This is a genomic window from Streptomyces brasiliensis (assembly GCF_014647875.1).
In the GTDB taxonomy this organism is placed as follows: Bacteria; Actinomycetota; Actinomycetes; order Streptomycetales; family Streptomycetaceae; genus Streptomyces; species Streptomyces brasiliensis.
Map to the genome: position 1 here is coordinate 106,689 of NZ_BMQA01000023.1, position 14,764 is coordinate 121,452.

Below are 14,764 nucleotides of genomic sequence, written 5' to 3' on the forward strand. Positions count from 1 at the left end.
CTTTACCATTGGAGGCGTTCGATTCCCCTTCGGTCCCTCGGGTCCTCCCCCGTCCTTCCGTGAAAGGTGTGAGCGTCCGCCCATGGGCGAGCCTCCCAGTACGCGAGATCGCGCGTTCCCGTCTGCCCTGTCCGACCATGGGACGGAGGTGACCCGATGACCGAAGTGCTCCTCCTGTTCGTGGCGGTGCTGCTCTCCGTCACGTGCGGTGCCTTCGTGGCCGCCGAGTTCTCGCTGACCACGGTGGAGCGCGGCGCACTGGAGCGGGCCGCCGAACGCGGCGAGCGCGGGGCGGCGGGCGCCCTCAAGGCCGTACGGAACCTGACGTTCCAGTTGTCCGGGGCGCAGCTCGGCATCACCGTGACCAACCTGGTCGTCGGCATGCTCTCCGAGCCGTCCATCGCCAAGTTGATCGCGGGGCCGCTGGAGTCGCTCGGGGTCTCGTCGTCGGTGGCGCGTTCGATCGCGCTGGTCATCGGTACGGCCCTGTCCACGGTGTTCCTGATGGTCGTCGGCGAGCTGGTACCCAAGAACTGGGCGATCTCCTCTCCCCTTGCCATGGCCAAGCGGGTGGGCAGCGCGCAGCGCTTGTTCAGCGCGGCCTTCCGGCCGTTCATCACGCATCTGAACAACACGGCGAACCGTGTGGTGCGCCGGTTCGGTGTGGAGCCCGCCGAGGAACTGGCCTCCGCGCGCAGTCCGCAGGAGCTGGCGGCGCTGGCCCGGCACTCCGCCAGGGAGGGCGCACTGGAGGAGGACACCGCCGAGCTGTTCGTGCGGACGCTGAACCTCGCCGATCTGATGGCGGAGAACGTCATGACCCCGCGCGTGCAGGTCGTCGCCCTGGACGCGCAGGCGACGTGCGAGGACGTGGCCAACGCGACCCGGGCGACCGGGCTGTCCCGGTTCCCGGTCTACCGCGGCAGCCTCGACTTGGTCGTCGGGATCGCCCACATCAAGGACGTCCTGGCCGTGCAGGCCGAGGACCGGCCCCGCACCAGCGTCGCGCAGGTGATGCGCGAGCCGCTGATGGTGCCCGAGTCACTGACCGTCGACCGGCTCCTGGACCGGCTCGGCGGCAAGCGCACGATGGCGGTCGTCATCGACGAGTACGGCGGTACGGCGGGTGTGGCGACCCTGGAGGACATCGTCGAGGAGGTCGTCGGCGAGGTGCGGGACGAGCACGACCCGCACGAGACGCCCGACCTGGCCCCGGCCGGCGCCGACGAGGAGGGCCGTGCGCTCTACTCGGCGGACGGCGCCGCCCGCACGGACCAGCTCGCGCGCGTGGGCCTCAGGGTCCCCGAGGGGCCGTACGAGACGCTGGCCGGCCTCGTCGCGACCGAGCTGGGCCGGATCCCCGCCGTCGGGGACGCCGTCGAGGTCGCCGGCTGGCGGCTCGACGTGGTGGACGCGTCCGGGCGCCGGGCGGCGCGGGTGCTGCTGCACGCGCCCCTCGACACCGAGGCCGCCGGCCACGAGGAGGGCGCGAAGTGACCGCCGTACAGCTGCTGATCGGCCTGGCGACGCTGGTCGCGAACGCCTTCTTCGTCGGCGCCGAGTTCGCCCTGATCTCGGTGCGCCGCTCCCAGATCGAGCCGCATGCCGAGGACGGCGACCGGCGCGCGAAGAGTGTGCTGTGGGGGCTGAAGCACGTGTCCGCGCTGCTGGCCGCCGCCCAGCTCGGCATCACGCTGTGCACGCTGGTGCTGGGTGTGGTCGCGGAACCGGCGATCGCGCACCTGCTGGAGCCGGTGTTCCACGCGCTGGGCGTGCCCACTAGTGCCGGGCACGTCGTGTCGTTCGTGATCGCGCTGAGCCTGGCGACGTATCTGCACATGCTGCTCGGCGAGATGGTGCCGAAGAACATCGCGCTCGCCGAGCCGGTGCGCAGCGCGCTGCTGCTGGGTCCGCCGCTGGTGGCGCTGTCCCGGGCGCTGCGCCCGGTGATCTTCACGGTCAACGCCTTCGCGAACGGCCTGCTCAAGCTGCTCAGGGTCGAGGTGAAGGGCGAGGTCACGGCGACGTTCTCGGACGCGGAGCTGGCGCAGATCGTGAAGGACGCCGGTGACGCGGGGCTGATCGACGACCGCGCCCTGGAGCGACTGCACGACGCCCTGGAGCTGGGCCGCCGCCCGGTGCGGGACGTGGTGGTCCCGCTGGAACGTGTCGAGTACGCGCGCGTGGGCATCACTCCGGAGCAGTTGGAGCAGCTGTCGGCGGAGTCGGGGTTCTCCCGCTTCCCCGTGGTCGACGAAGGCCGCCGGATCGTCGGCTATCTGCACGTCAAGGACGCGCTGGACGCCTCGCCCCGGGACATGCCGTTCCGGTTGCGGGACATACGGCCCATCGCGCGCGTGCGGGAGAACACACCCCTGGACGACGTCCTCACCGCTATGCGCGGCAGCCGCACCCACGTGGCGGCCGTCCTCGGTGACGACGGCCGACTGGCGGGGCTCGTGACGATGGAGGACGTCCTGCGGGAGCTGTTCGGACAGCGCGTCTGACGGGACGACGGGAGCTGTTCGGGCCGCGCGCCGAAGGGCCGTCGCGGGTGTGGAGGCCGACCGACCGGCGGGTATGCGTGCGGGATACCATCTCTGTCGCCATGCAGACGAATCCCACTCACAGCAGCCTGGTCGCGGTCGGCGACTCCTTCACCGAAGGCATGTCGGACCTGCTGCCCGACGGCACCTACCGCGGCTGGGCCGATCTCCTCGCGGCACGGATGGCCGCCCGCACCCCCGGGTTCCGGTACGCCAATCTCGCCGTGCGCGGCAAGCTCATCGGGCAGATCGTCGACGAGCAGGTCGACGTGGCGGCCGCCATGAGTCCCGACGTGATCACGCTGGTGGGCGGGCTGAACGACGCACTGCGGCCCAAGTGCGACATGGGACGGGTGAAGGGACTGCTGACGGAGGCGGTGGAGCGCCTTGCCCCGTCCTGCAAGCAGCTGGTGCTGATGCGCAGCCCCGGCCGGCAGGGCCCGGTCCTGGAGCGGTTCCGGCCGCGCATGGAGGAGCTGTTCGCCTGCGTCGACGAGCTGGCGGAGCGGCACGGCGCGCGGGTGGTGGACCTGTACGGCGCCCCCTCGCTGGGCGATCCGCGGCTGTGGGACGTGGACCGGCTGCATCTGACGGCCGAGGGGCACCGCCGGGTCGCCGAGGCGGTCTGGCAGACGCTCGGGTACGAGCCCGAGGACGCGGAGTGGCGCACGCCGATGCCGGCCACCGTGCCGCCCGGGTGGGTGACGCGGCGGGTGGCGGACGCGCGGTTCGCCAAGGAGCACCTGCTGCCCTGGATAGGGCGCCGGCTGACCGGCCGTTCGTCCGGGGACGGCCGCCCTCCCAAGCGCCCCGAGCTGCTGCCCTACGAGGGCCCGGCGGCGTAGCCTCCCTGTCATGGCCACCCGGGTGATCAACGTCAGGGGCCGGATCCACGACTTCGGCCCCCGGCTCGAGGACGCCCCGCCGGACGTCGTGTACGTCGGCCGGCGCTGGACGATGGGCGGCTGGGACCTCCCCCGGCACCCCCTCTACAACCCCTTCGCGTACGACACCCCGAAGAAGAAGCGGGACGGCACCCGGGCCGAGGTCATGGCGATGTACCGGGCGTATCTGCTGGAGCGGCCCGAGCTGCTCGAGCTGATCCCGGAGCTGCGCGGCAGGACGCTGGCCTGCTGGTGCGCGCCCGAGCCGTGCCACGCGGACGTGCTGGCGGAGCTGGCGGACACGGCCGAGGAGGACGGCGTGACCCGCGTCTCGTAGGTTCCGCCGAACGGGCCCATGGCGCTGGCCTGCACGAATCGCCAGTAGAATCCGTCTACGTGACTTCTGCTCCCGCCAAGCCCCGCATCCCGAACGTCCTCGCCGGACGCTACGCCTCCACCGAGCTCGCCACGCTCTGGTCGCCCGAGCAGAAGGTGAAGCTGGAGCGGCAGCTCTGGCTCGCCGTGCTGCGGGCCCAGAAGGACCTCGGGATCGAGGTGCCGGACGCGGCGATCGCCGACTACGAGCGTGTCCTCGACCAGGTCGACCTGACCTCCATCGCCGAGCGCGAGAAGGTCACCCGGCACGACGTGAAGGCGCGGATCGAGGAGTTCAACGCCCTCGCCGGGCACGAGCAGGTCCACAAGGGCATGACGTCCCGCGACCTCACGGAGAACGTAGAGCAGCTGCAGATCCGGCTCTCGCTGGAGCTCATGCGCGACCGTACCGTGGCCGTCCTGGCCCGCCTCGGCAGGCTGGCCGGCGAGTACGGCGAGCTGGTCATGGCCGGCCGCTCCCACAATGTCGCCGCGCAGGCCACCACCCTCGGCAAGCGCTTCGCGACCGCCACCGACGAACTGCTCGTCGCGTACGGCCGTCTCGAGGAGCTGCTCGGCCGCTACCCGCTGCGCGGCATCAAGGGCCCGGTCGGCACGGCCCAGGACATGCTCGACCTGCTCGGTGGCGACGCGGCGAAGCTCGCCGAGCTGGAGAACCGCATCGCCGGACACCTCGGCTTCTCGCAGGCGTTCACGTCGGTCGGCCAGGTCTACCCGCGCTCGCTGGACTACGAGGTGGTGACCGCGCTGGTGCAGCTGGCGGCGGCGCCGTCCTCGCTGGCCAAGACGATCCGGCTGATGGCCGGGCACGAGCTGGTCACCGAGGGCTTCAAGCCCGGCCAGGTCGGCTCCTCGGCGATGCCGCACAAGATGAACACCCGCTCCTGCGAGCGCGTCAACGGCCTGATGGTGATCCTGCGCGGCTACGCCTCGATGACCGGCGAGCTGGCGGGCGACCAGTGGAACGAGGGCGACGTCTCCTGCTCGGTGGTGCGCCGGGTGGCCCTCCCCGACGCCTTCTTCGCGCTGGACGGTCTGCTGGAGACCTTCCTGACCGTCCTCGACGAGTTCGGCGCCTTCCCCGCCGTCATCACGCGCGAACTGGACCGCTATCTGCCGTTCCTCGCCACGACCAAGGTGCTGATGGCCGCGGTGCGGGCCGGTGTCGGCCGCGAGGTCGCGCACGAGGCGATCAAGGAGAACGCCGTCGCCACCGCGCTCGCGATGCGCGAGCGGGGCGCCGAGCGCAACGACCTGCTCGACAAGCTCGCCGCTGACGAGCGCCTGCCGCTCGACCGTGCGCAGCTCGCCGAGCTGATGGCCGACAAGCTGTCCTTCACCGGCGCCGCCGCCGACCAGGTCGCCGTCGTCGTCGCCCGGATCGAGGAGCTCGTCAAGCAGCACCCGGCGGCCGCGGGCTACACCCCGGGGGCGATCCTCTGACCCGCTTCACCAAGGCGGACCTGGAGGCCGCCCGCGACCGTCTCGTCCCGGACGTGGTCGCGGACGGCCTCCGTGTTCTGTTCTGCGGCATCAATCCCGGCCTGATGACAGCGGCGACGGGCCATCACTTCGCCCGCCCCGGCAACCGCTTCTGGCCGGTGCTGCATCTGTCCGGGTTCACGCCCCGGCTCCTGAAGCCCGCGGAGCAGGGCGAGTTGCTGTCGTACGGGCTCGGCATCACGAACGTGGTGGGGCGGGCGACCGCGAGGGCCGACGAGTTGTCCGCGGCGGAGTACGTCGAGGGCGGCCAGCTGCTTTCGGCCAAGGTGACGCGCCTGCGGCCGAGGTGGCTGGCCGTGGTCGGGGTGACGGCCTACCGGGCGGCGTTCGGCGACCGCACGGCGGGGGTCGGGCCGCAGGAGCGGGTGATCGGGGAGACGCGGGTGTGGGTGCTGCCCAACCCCAGCGGGCTGAACGCGCACTGGACGGCGGCGACGATGGCGGAGGAGTTCGCACGGCTGCGGGCGGCTGCCGACGGCGAGGAGGTCACGGCGGGTCTGTCTCCGTGACCACCGCGAGGAGTTGGAACGCCAGCTCCTCGTCCCAGTGGGACACACCGAGGGCGATCCACCGGCCGGACTCGGGGTCCTGCCACAGGTGGAGGTCCGGCACGTGGCCGCTGAGGCGTGCCCATGGCTCCTCGACGTCCTCGCCGTTCATCGCCCGGTGGGACGTGCTGTAGAGGCTGATGTGCTGCGACGGCCCCCAGCGTTCGGCGAGCCGTTCACCGAGGCCGTCGCGGTCCGCCTCGTACTGCTCCTCCGTCTCCTCGTGCGCCGTGCCGTCGTCCTCCCAGAATTCGTCACTCGTCTCTAATTCGGCTATGTGATAGCCGGGCCCGCTCTCACCCTGGTCCGTCCTGGTGTGCGCCACCGGGAACTGACGTGCGCGCAGCACGTCGATCCGGGTGAGGGCCTTCGCGATGTCCATGTGATCCAGTAAAGCGTGCGGCGCTGACAATTGGCTGGGTGTCAGGCGTCCCGCCGGCGCAGGCTCCACGCCCCCGCCACCAGCGCCGCCGCCGTCCACACCGCGGTGACGGCCAGGCCGGTCCACGGGCCCAGCGTGCCGTCCCAGTCGCTGTGGAGCGCCACTTGGCCTGCCCGGTCGGGCAGGAAGTCGGCCACGTTGCCGGACATGTCGCCGACCACGAAGGACACGATCAGCAGGAACGGGATCAGGATGCTCAGCGTCGCCACGCCGCTGCGCAGCACGGCCGCGAGTCCCGCCGCGAACAGGGCCATCAGCGCGAGGTAGACGCCGCAGCCCACCGCCGCGCGCAGCGCCTCGGTGCCCGTGGGTCCGGCCGACCCGAGCGTCGCGCCGCCCACCACCGCGGTCACTCCCCCGGTCACCAGTCCGACGGCCAGCGCGGGCAGCGCTATCGCCGTGGCCTTCGCCGCGAACCAGCGCCCGCGGTCGGGTACGGCGGCGAACGTCAGCCGCAGCGCGCCGCCCTGGAACTCGGACGAGACGGCCGTCGCGCCGAACGCGATCGCCGCGATCTGCCCGAAGTTCACGCCGAAGAACGCCGAGAACAGCGGGTCGGAGTCGTCGGCGTCTGCCGAGGCCAGCGCCGAGAACGCGGCCGTGGCGAGCAGTACCGCACACAGGCTGCCGACGAGCGAGCGCAGCGTACGGATCTTGATCCACTCGGCGTGGAGGACGGGCTGGAACGACATGGTCAGGCCTCCTGGGGCTGTGCGGTGAACTCGGCCTCGGCCGACGTGAGATCGAGGTATGCCTGCTCCAACGTGGCCTCCTGTGCGGTGAGTTCGAGTACGGGCACGTCCGCCTCGGACATGAGGCGGCCGATGTCGTCCACGCGTGCGTGACGCACCGTCCATGCGCCGTTCCCGTCCTGCGCGGCCTCGTAGCCGTGGCGGGAGAGCAGCGCGCCGAGTCCCGTGCCGTCGGTCGTGCGGACGCGGACACCGGGCTGCACGCGTGCGTGGATGAAGTCCTGGACCGGCGTGTCGGCGAGCAGCCGGCCGCGGCCGAGGACGACGAGGTGGTCGGCGAAGGCCGCGGTCTCGTTCATGAGGTGGCTGGAGACCAGGACCGTGCGGCCCTCGCCGGCCAGGCGGCGCAGCAACTGGCGTATCCAGACGATGCCTTCGGGGTCGAGGCCGTTGGCGGGCTCGTCGAGCAGGACCACCCCGGGGTCGCCGAGCAGGGCTGCGGCCATTCCGAGGCGCTGGCGCATGCCCAGGGAGTACGTCTTCACTCGCCTCCGTGCGACGGACGCGAGCCCCGTCTCCTCCAGGACCGTGTCGACCCGGCTCAGCGGGATGCGGTTGCTCACCGCGAGGGCGCGGAGGTGGTCGCGGCCGGTACGGGAGCCGTGCGCGGCCTGCGCCTCGAGAAGGGCGCCGACGTGGTGCAGGGGCTCGCGGAGTTCGGTGTACGGGCGGCCACCGATCGTGGCGGTCCCGGAGGTCGGGCGGTCGAGGCCCAGGGCGAGCCGCATGGTGGTGGACTTCCCGGCGCCGTTGGGACCGAGGAAACCGGTGACACGGCCGGGCTCGACGGTGAAGGTGAGGTGGTCCACGGCCCGCCGGGAGCCGTAGACCTTGGTGAGGTCCCGGACGTCGATGCTGGTCATGGCAACACCCTCGCGTCCGCGGGGGTGTTGGGTCCTCCCCCGCCGGTGGAGATCGTCTCCCCCGGCCGGGGGAGGCTCGTTGTCGGTGACGGCTGTCACCATGGCGGAATGGTCCGGTTCCTGCGCCCGCTGCTGCGGGGGACGACGTACACGCGTCTGCTGCACCTGTGGGTGCCCATGCTGATCGTCAGCGTGTGGCTCTTCATCGACATGTCGACCCCGTGGATACCGGCGCTCGTACTCATTCCGCTGGGGCTGATCCCCGCCGTGCGGATGGGCGAGGGCGTGCAGGCGCGGCTCCTGCTCACTCCCGGCCAGGAGGACTCCGGCATCTCCGTGACCCCGTCGGCGACTTGGCGGGACCGGCTGCGGACGGTGCTGTGGCTGGAGACGCGGATGCTGCTGACGGTACCGGCGACGTTCGCGACGGTGTGGGGGCCGCTCCTGGCGTACGACCTCGCCAGATCCGCCGCGGGGCACCGGACCCTGGACGACCCGATCGTGCGCGGCCTGGAGCCGCACTGGGCCCATGCGTTCCTGGTGCCGCTCCCCCTCCTCCTGCTCTACGGAGTGATCGTCGGCCTGGGCGAGCTGGTGACCGCGGCGGCGCGGCGCCTGCTGGGACCGTCCGCCGCCGAGCGCGTCGCCGCCCTGGAGGAGCGCACCGAACAGCTCCTGGAGCGCACCCGGATAGCCCGTGAGCTGCACGACTCCATCGGTCACGCGCTGACGGTGGCGGTGGTGCAGGCGGGCGCGGCGCGGGCGGCCGGCGACCCGGACTTCACCGACCGTGCCCTGAGCGCCATAGAGGAGACCGGCCGGGCGGCGCTGGAGGATCTGGAGCGGGTGCTGGGCGTGCTGCGCGAGTCGGAGCGGCCGGTGAGCGGCAGACCCACGCTGGCGGATGCCGACCGGCTCCTGGAGTCGGCGCGTGCCTCCGGAGCCAAGCTCGAGGCGGAGGTCAGCGGGCCGGTGGAAACGGTGCCGGGGCCGGTCTCCCGTGAGGGCTACCGCATCCTCCAGGAAGCGCTCACCAATGTGGTGCGGCATGCGGGACCCGTGCCGGTGCGGGTCCTGGTCGGGGTCGAGAACGGGAAGCTCGGCCTGGAGGTGCGCAATCCGCTCGCCGCACCGGTGCCGGGGCCCGGCCGGGGCAGCGGGCTGCGCGGCATCCGCGAGCGCGCGGCCCTGCTCGGGGGCCGCGCGCACACCGGGCCGGACGAGGGTGACTGGCTGGTGCGCGTCGAGCTGCCGCTCGGTTGATCTAGGCTGGCCGGATGCCGGTCACCGTCCTGCTCGTCGACGACGAACCTCTGGTGCGCGCGGGTCTGCGGGCCGTGCTCGAAGCGCAGTCCGACATCGAGGTCGTGGGCGAGGCGTCCGACGGTGCCGCGGTGATCCCGCTGGTGCGCCAACTGCGGCCCGACGTGGTCGCGATGGACGTACGGATGCCGCTCCTGGACGGCATCGAGGCCACGCGCGCAGTGCTGCGCACCGTGGACGATCCGCCGAAGATCCTGGTGGTGACCACGTTCGAGAACGACGAGTACGTGTACGAGGCCCTGCGGGCGGGTGCCGACGGGTTCCTGCTGAAGCGGGCGCGGCCCGCCGAGATCGTGCACGCCGTACGGCTGGTCGCCGAGGGCGAGTCCCTGCTGTTCCCGGCCTCGGTGCGGCAACTGGCCGCCCGGTACGGCACGGAGGCCGGCGGCAACCGGGCCGCGCGCGCCGTGCTGGAGCGGGCCCGGCTGACGGAGCGGGAGTCGGAGGTACTGCGGCTGATGGCCCGTGGGCTGTCGAACGCGGAGATCGCCGCCCGGCTGGTGGTCGGCACGGAGACGGTCAAGTCCCATGTGAGCGCCGTACTGGCGAAGCTGGGGGCGCGCGACCGCACGCAGGCGGTGATCGCGGCGTACGAGTCGGGGTTCGTGGCCCCGGGCTGATCCGGTGCGTCGAACGGATACGGTTCGCCCGGCACTCGCCGGGGTCCGCCGTGCCGAGTACGATCCGCCCCACACGCGCACGAGCTGGGAGGACGGACGTTGGCGGGGCTGACCGGCGGCGATCCCTCGCTGCTGCGAAGGATCAATTCCGCGGTGGTGCTGCACGCGCTGCGTGCCACGGACTGCGCAACACTCACGGAGATCACCCGCGTCACCGGGTTGTCCCGGCCGACCGTCGAGGGGGTCGTCGAGGGGCTCATCGAAGCCGGGCTCGTCGTGGAGAAAGCGGCCGAGGAGGGCACCGCACGCCGTCAGGGGCGGCCCGCGCGGCGGTTCCGGTTCCGGGCCGAGGCCGGACATCTGCTGGGCCTGGAGATAGGCGCGCACCGGGTCGCCGCGCTCCTGTCCGATCTGGACGGCAAGGTGCTGGGCGCCCAGGCGAAGGAGGTCGACGAGACGGCCGATGCCGACGAGCGCCTGGAGCGGCTGCGCGGGGCGGTCGCCGAGCTGCTGCGGCGGACGGGCGTGGCGCGCGGCTCGCTGCGGGCGGTGGGGGTCGGCACGCCGGGGATCGTCGAGGCCGACGGCACGGTGCGGCTGGGTACCGCGCTGCCCCAGTGGACGGGGCTGCGGCTCGGCGAACGGCTCAGCCGGTCCTTCAAGTGCCCGGTGCTGGTGGAGAACGACGCCAACGCGGCGGCGGTGGCCGAGCACTGGAAGGGCTCCGCGACCGACTCGGACGATGTGGTGTTCGTGCTTGCCGGGCTCAGTCCCGGCGCCGGTTCGTTGATCGGCGGGCGGCTGCACCGCGGGTACGGCGGGGCCGCCGGGGAGATCGGGGCGCTGCATCTGCTGGGCCGGGAGGTCACCCCGGAGACGCTCCTGTCCACGACGGACGAGCCCCTGCACCCGCTGGACGAGCAGGCGGTCGCCCAGGTGTTCGCGCTGGCGCGGGAGGGCGACCAGCGGGCCCGCGCGGCGGTCGAGCGTTTCATCCACCGGCTGGTCCACGACGTGGCCGCGCTCGCCCTGGCCCTCGACCCGGAGCTGGTCGTGATCGGCGGCTGGGCGGCCGGTCTGGACGGGGTCCTGGAGCCGCTGCGCCGGGAGCTCGCCCGGTACTGTCTGCGCCCGCCGAAGGTCACGCTGTCCCTGCTCGGCGAGGCCGCCGTCGCCACGGGAGCCCTGCGGCTCGCCCTCGACCACGTGGAGGAACAGCTCTTCGCGGTGGAGGGCACGGTGACGGCACGTCGCTGACACGGGGCGCGCCGCTGACGCCGGGCCCTGCCGCCGCGCTCTGCTGACACCGGGCGCCGATGACGCCGGGTGCTACTGACACCGGGCACGGCGGGCGCCGTACAAAGCTGACGCCGCACAGCGCTGAAGCCAGGCACGGCTGACGCCTCGCACACCGCGCACGCCGCACACCGCTGACGCCGAGCTCGGGCAGCCCCCAGGGCGGCCGGTGAACGCGGCACGCCCCGGTGGTTCCGGGGCGCGAACGCTGTGGCGGCTGCTCCAGGAGCGCTGCCGCGCGGTCCTCCTACGAAGCCTGCCGCTCCGGGCCGTGGTGGATCTCGACGCCTCCCGAGTCGGCGAAGGTCAGGCGGCACGTGTCTGCGCGGTACGTGGCCACGGAGAGGGCCGCGGTGCGTCCCTCGGCGAAGAAGCGGGTGGTGACGACGAGGACCGGGGCCCCGGGGAGCCGGTCGAGTTCCTTGGCGTCGCCCGCGCTGGCCGAGCCCAGCTCCACGGCGCGGTCCTCGCCCTCCAGCTCCAGACGCTGCAGCTCGCGCAGCACGGCACGCGCGCGTGCGGGCCCGGACGGGGCGTCGATCCCCGACAGATCGGGCACCGAGGACGCCGGGACGTAGAGCAGCTCGGCGGCGACCGGCTGTCCGTGGGACACCCGGGAGCGGCGCACGGTGTGCACTGACTCGTCGGCGCCGGTCTCCAGGGCCGCTGCGACAGCGGACGGCGGCACGGACTCGGTGCAGTCAAGGGGCTGCCAGGCATCACCAGCGGCACCCGGCCAGGCGTGCTGCTCGGTACCGACGGCCACACCCACACGCGGGGGCGCGACGGTCGTGCCGACACCGCGCCGACGCTGGAGCCGGCCTTCCAGCTCGAGCTGTTCGAGGGCCTGGCGCAGCGTGGCGCGGGCCACCCCGAAGCGGGCGGCGAGGTCGCGCTCGTTGGGCAGGATCTCGCCGACCGAGAACTCGGAGTCCAGTGCCTCACTGAGCACGGTCTTGAGATGCCAGTACTTCGGTTCCGGCACCGATTCCAGCTGCGTGGTCCCCACCCTGTCCTCCGCAATCGCCGTGATCCGGCGGCGTTTTAGCGCCCTTGTTTATTAAAGGTTGTTGCACTTATCTGCGACCATAGGGCGGCCCTCACCCTTGGTCAAGACCAATCATCGATCCCTTGCGCGACGCGCGTGCCACCTGCAGCGGAGCGTTCATGAGGCGTTCTCACGAAGCCGTCTTCGTGACATCACGGCAAAGCCCCCGTCGCACGACGGGGGCTTCGGGGCGGCCGGAGATCAGCCGGTCGGCAAGGACCGCAGCTTGTCGGGGTTGCGCACGATGTACACCGCGCGCACGAGACCGTCGACGACGTCCAGCTGGATCACGCTGTCGGGCTTGTCCCCGGCCATCGCCAGTGCCGCGAGGCCGCCGTTGACCTCAAGGAAGCGCAACGAGATCCCGGCGGTCCCGTCCTTGCCCACGGCACCGATGACGAAGCGGCCCACCTTGTCCGCGGTCTCCAGGATCCGCAGCGGCGCCTTGGCCTTGCCGCCGCTGTCGCCCACCAGCCGGACGTCCGGGGCGAGCAGCGCCATCAGCCCTTCGAGGTCGCCCCCGGCCGCGGCGGCGAGGAACCGCTCGGTCACGTCCCGGCGCCGGGCCGGATCGACCTCGTAGCGCGGCCGCCGCTCGTCGACGTGCCGGCGGGCCCGCCCGGCGAGCTGACGCACGGCCGCCTCCCCACGGTCGAGCACGGCCGCGATCTCGGCGTAGGGGTAGCCGAAGGCCTCCCGCAGGACGAACACGGCGCGCTCCAGCGGCGACAGCGACTCCAGGACGACGAGAACCGCGAACGAGACGGAGTCGGCGAGGACGGCACGCTCGGCGGTGTCGGGGACGGCGTCGCCGTAATCGGTGAGGTAGGGCTCCGGGAGCCAGGGGCCGACGTACGACTCGGCCCTCGTGCGGATGCGGCGCAGCCGGTCGATGGCCAGGCGGGTGGTGATGCGCACCAGGTAGCCGCGCGGTTCACGGACCTCCGTGTGGTCCGTGCCGGACCAGCGCAGCCAGGCATCCTGGACGACGTCCTCCGCGTCGGCCACGCGCCCGAGCATCCGGTACGCGACCCCCATGAGGACAGGACGGTGTTCTTCGAAGACGTCGGTGGCGGTTTCGGCGGTCACCGCACCATCCCAACCGACGCGGCGCCGGGCTGTCCAGGCGGAATCGATCCGTCCCGCCTCGTGCCCCGACCAGAATGACACGCGGGCCGCCAGCGGTCGGCGGAGCGGTACGGGATGCACGGGTGCGGTACGCGGCTACGGGCGTGGTCGAGGCCGGCCGCACGCTGGGCGGCAGGAGGGTGGAGCCGGCGGGGGAGATGTGGCTGTCGCCGTGGATCGGCCTCTTCCAACTGTTCGGGCATCCGGACGTCAACCTGGAGATTCGCAGAGCGCGTTGACGGGCGTACGGCCCCTGGCGCGGGGCGGGACGAGCCGCAGGAGGAACGGCGACCGGGGGCTACCCGTCGGTAGCAATTGCTGACAAGCTGTCCCTGCCGTCCGCCAGTCAGACCCCAGACGAGGAGCACCCCCATGTCCGCCACCGTCTCCTTCCAGGTCCCCACCCCGCGCGGCCCGCACGACGTGAACGTCTCCTACACGCGCGTGGGCACCGGAGAGCCGCTGGTCCTGCTGCACGGCATCGGGCACCACCGGCAGGCATGGGACCCGGTGGTGGACATCCTCGCGGCCGAGCGGGACGTGATCGCCGTGGATCTGCCCGGGTTCGGCGCGTCACCGGGTCTGCCGGGCGGCCTGGCCTACGACCTGCCCACGACGAACACCGTGCTCGGCGCCCTGTTCGAGGCGCTGGAACTGGACCGCCCACATGTGGCGGGCAACTCGCTGGGCGGCCTGCTGGCCCTGGAACTCGGCCGCGAGCGGCTCGCACGGTCCGTCACCGCCCTCTCCCCCGCCGGGTTCTGGTCCGAGGCCGAACGGCGCTACGCGTTCGGCGTGCTGATCGCCATGCGGCAGATATCCCAGCGGCTGCCGGTGCCGCTGGTCGAGCGGCTGGCGCGAACGGCAGCCGGTCGCACCGCCCTGACGAGCACCATCTACGCCCGGCCGGCGCGGCGTTCACCGGATGCCGTGGTCGCCGAGACGCTCGCCCTGGCGCGGGCCATCGGGTTCGACGCGACCCTGCGAGCCGGCACCGAAGTACGGTTCACCGACGACCTCCCGGGGATTCCCGTCACGGTGGGCTGGGGCACCCGCGACATGCTGCTCGTGCGCCGTCAGGGGATCCGCGCCAAGCAGATCATCCCCAAGGCCCGGCTGGTACGGCTGCCCGGCTGCGGCCACTGCCCGATGAACGACGACCCGGCGCTCGTCGCCCGCGTCATTCTGGACGGCAGTCGCTGACGGTCGCCGACTCGGACACCCGCTACACCGAGAAGAGCGTCGACGTCCTCGCGGCGCGCGCCCGGCGGTCTTTCAGCATGATCTAGCGCGGAACCCCGGGCGTTAACGCCCGGGAGGAAGCGCTTCTCAAGATAGGGGTGACCCGCACGGGTGCACGGGTGCACGGGTCCGCACTGTTGGCCTCAGCCGGGACGCTTCTGGTTCTCGATGTA

At 72.3% G+C, this 14,764-nt stretch carries 16 protein-coding genes; 11 read left to right on the forward strand and 5 right to left on the reverse strand.

Annotation, left to right across the window (positions count from 1 at the left end; all coding sequences use genetic code 11):
- Nucleotides 1-156: 156 nt before the first annotated feature.
- The 6 genes from IEZ19_RS28860 (at nucleotide 157) to mug (ending at nucleotide 5,838) form a co-directional block, all read left to right on the forward strand.
- Nucleotides 157-1,497 (forward strand): hemolysin family protein, encoded by a 1,341-nt coding sequence (locus IEZ19_RS28860; protein ID WP_189314245.1) that lies wholly within the window; start codon nucleotides 157-159, stop codon nucleotides 1,495-1,497.
- Nucleotides 1,494-2,507, forward strand: coding sequence for a hemolysin family protein (locus tag IEZ19_RS28865; protein ID WP_189314246.1), 1,014 nt, complete (start codon nucleotides 1,494-1,496; stop codon nucleotides 2,505-2,507). The genes IEZ19_RS28860 and IEZ19_RS28865 overlap by 4 nt, the downstream gene beginning before the upstream one ends.
- 101 nt (nucleotides 2,508-2,608) lie before the next feature.
- Complete coding sequence (locus tag IEZ19_RS28870; protein WP_189314247.1) at nucleotides 2,609-3,391, forward strand: SGNH/GDSL hydrolase family protein; 783 nt, start codon at nucleotides 2,609-2,611, stop codon at nucleotides 3,389-3,391.
- A gap of 10 nt (nucleotides 3,392-3,401) precedes the next feature.
- Complete coding sequence (locus IEZ19_RS28875; protein WP_189314248.1) at nucleotides 3,402-3,767, forward strand: DUF4326 domain-containing protein; 366 nt, start codon at nucleotides 3,402-3,404, stop codon at nucleotides 3,765-3,767.
- Nucleotides 3,768-3,826: 59 nt separating this feature from the next.
- Nucleotides 3,827-5,269 (forward strand): adenylosuccinate lyase, encoded by a 1,443-nt coding sequence (gene purB / locus IEZ19_RS28880; protein WP_189314249.1) that lies wholly within the window; start codon nucleotides 3,827-3,829, stop codon nucleotides 5,267-5,269.
- On the forward strand, nucleotides 5,266-5,838 hold the full coding sequence (gene mug / locus IEZ19_RS28885) for a G/U mismatch-specific DNA glycosylase (protein ID WP_189314265.1): 573 nt from the start codon (nucleotides 5,266-5,268) through the stop codon (nucleotides 5,836-5,838). Before purB ends, mug begins: the two co-directional genes overlap by 4 nt.
- Here mug and IEZ19_RS28890 read toward each other — a convergent pair.
- The 3 genes from IEZ19_RS28890 to IEZ19_RS28900 are packed head-to-tail and all read right to left on the reverse strand — an operon-like array spanning nucleotide 5,816 to nucleotide 7,934.
- Nucleotides 5,816-6,259 carry a hypothetical protein gene (locus tag IEZ19_RS28890; RefSeq protein ID WP_189314250.1) on the reverse strand — a complete coding sequence of 148 codons (444 nt, stop codon included), beginning with the start codon at nucleotides 6,257-6,259 and terminating at the stop codon, nucleotides 5,816-5,818. The two genes, mug and IEZ19_RS28890, sit on opposite strands and share 23 nt — an antisense overlap.
- A 41-nt stretch (nucleotides 6,260-6,300) precedes the next feature.
- Nucleotides 6,301-7,011, reverse strand: a complete 711-nt coding sequence (locus IEZ19_RS28895) for an ABC-2 transporter permease family protein (RefSeq protein WP_189314251.1) — start codon at nucleotides 7,009-7,011, stop codon at nucleotides 6,301-6,303.
- A gap of 2 nt (nucleotides 7,012-7,013) precedes the next feature.
- On the reverse strand, nucleotides 7,014-7,934 hold the full coding sequence (locus IEZ19_RS28900) for an ATP-binding cassette domain-containing protein (RefSeq protein WP_189314252.1): 921 nt from the start codon (nucleotides 7,932-7,934) through the stop codon (nucleotides 7,014-7,016).
- Between the two features lie 108 nt (nucleotides 7,935-8,042).
- Here IEZ19_RS28900 and IEZ19_RS28905 point away from each other — a divergent pair, with 108 nt between their 5' ends.
- The 3 genes from IEZ19_RS28905 (at nucleotide 8,043) to IEZ19_RS28915 (ending at nucleotide 11,134) form a co-directional block, all read left to right on the forward strand.
- A complete protein-coding gene (locus IEZ19_RS28905) occupies nucleotides 8,043-9,197 on the forward strand; it encodes a sensor histidine kinase (protein WP_189314253.1) in 1,155 nt (384 codons plus the stop codon).
- 14 nt (nucleotides 9,198-9,211) lie between these two features.
- Nucleotides 9,212-9,877, forward strand: a complete 666-nt coding sequence (locus tag IEZ19_RS28910) for a response regulator transcription factor (RefSeq protein ID WP_189314254.1) — start codon at nucleotides 9,212-9,214, stop codon at nucleotides 9,875-9,877.
- Between the two features lie 99 nt (nucleotides 9,878-9,976).
- Complete coding sequence (locus IEZ19_RS28915; protein ID WP_189314255.1) at nucleotides 9,977-11,134, forward strand: ROK family transcriptional regulator; 1,158 nt, start codon at nucleotides 9,977-9,979, stop codon at nucleotides 11,132-11,134.
- Between the two features lie 286 nt (nucleotides 11,135-11,420).
- Here the strand turns inward: IEZ19_RS28915 and IEZ19_RS28920 are convergent, their stop codons facing one another.
- Both IEZ19_RS28920 and sigJ read right to left on the reverse strand, forming a co-directional pair.
- Entirely contained in the window at nucleotides 11,421-12,182 is a 762-nt protein-coding gene (locus tag IEZ19_RS28920) for a GntR family transcriptional regulator (RefSeq protein ID WP_189314256.1), read from the reverse strand.
- A 240-nt stretch (nucleotides 12,183-12,422) separates the two neighbouring features.
- The gene (sigJ, locus tag IEZ19_RS28925) at nucleotides 12,423-13,310 is read right to left on the reverse strand and encodes an RNA polymerase sigma factor SigJ (RefSeq protein ID WP_189314257.1); all 888 of its coding nucleotides are present in this window, start codon (nucleotides 13,308-13,310) and stop codon (nucleotides 12,423-12,425) included.
- Between the two features lie 122 nt (nucleotides 13,311-13,432).
- Between sigJ and IEZ19_RS28930 the strand changes: the two genes are divergently transcribed.
- Entirely contained in the window at nucleotides 13,433-13,588 is a 156-nt protein-coding gene (locus IEZ19_RS28930) for a hypothetical protein (RefSeq protein ID WP_189314258.1), read from the forward strand.
- Nucleotides 13,589-13,721: 133 nt separating this feature from the next.
- Nucleotides 13,722-14,552: an alpha/beta fold hydrolase gene (locus IEZ19_RS28935; RefSeq protein ID WP_189314259.1), complete on the forward strand. Its 831-nt coding sequence runs from the start codon at nucleotides 13,722-13,724 to the stop codon at nucleotides 14,550-14,552.
- The last annotated feature ends 212 nt before the right edge of the window (nucleotides 14,553-14,764 follow it).

Coding starts and splice junctions, on each gene's coding strand:
- IEZ19_RS28910 (WP_189314254.1), top strand. CDS start 9,212: ATGCCGGTCACCGTCCTGCTCGTCGACGACGAACCTCTGGTGCGCGCG.
- IEZ19_RS28890 (WP_189314250.1), bottom strand. CDS start 6,259: ATGGACATCGCGAAGGCCCTCACCCGGATCGACGTGCTGCGCGCACGT.
- IEZ19_RS28875 (WP_189314248.1), top strand. CDS start 3,402: ATGGCCACCCGGGTGATCAACGTCAGGGGCCGGATCCACGACTTCGGC.
- IEZ19_RS28870 (WP_189314247.1), top strand. CDS start 2,609: ATGCAGACGAATCCCACTCACAGCAGCCTGGTCGCGGTCGGCGACTCC.
- IEZ19_RS28900 (WP_189314252.1), bottom strand. CDS start 7,934: ATGACCAGCATCGACGTCCGGGACCTCACCAAGGTCTACGGCTCCCGG.
- IEZ19_RS28905 (WP_189314253.1), top strand. CDS start 8,043: ATGGTCCGGTTCCTGCGCCCGCTGCTGCGGGGGACGACGTACACGCGT.
- IEZ19_RS28895 (WP_189314251.1), bottom strand. CDS start 7,011: ATGTCGTTCCAGCCCGTCCTCCACGCCGAGTGGATCAAGATCCGTACG.
- IEZ19_RS28935 (WP_189314259.1), top strand. CDS start 13,722: ATGTCCGCCACCGTCTCCTTCCAGGTCCCCACCCCGCGCGGCCCGCAC.
- IEZ19_RS28860 (WP_189314245.1), top strand. CDS start 157: ATGACCGAAGTGCTCCTCCTGTTCGTGGCGGTGCTGCTCTCCGTCACG.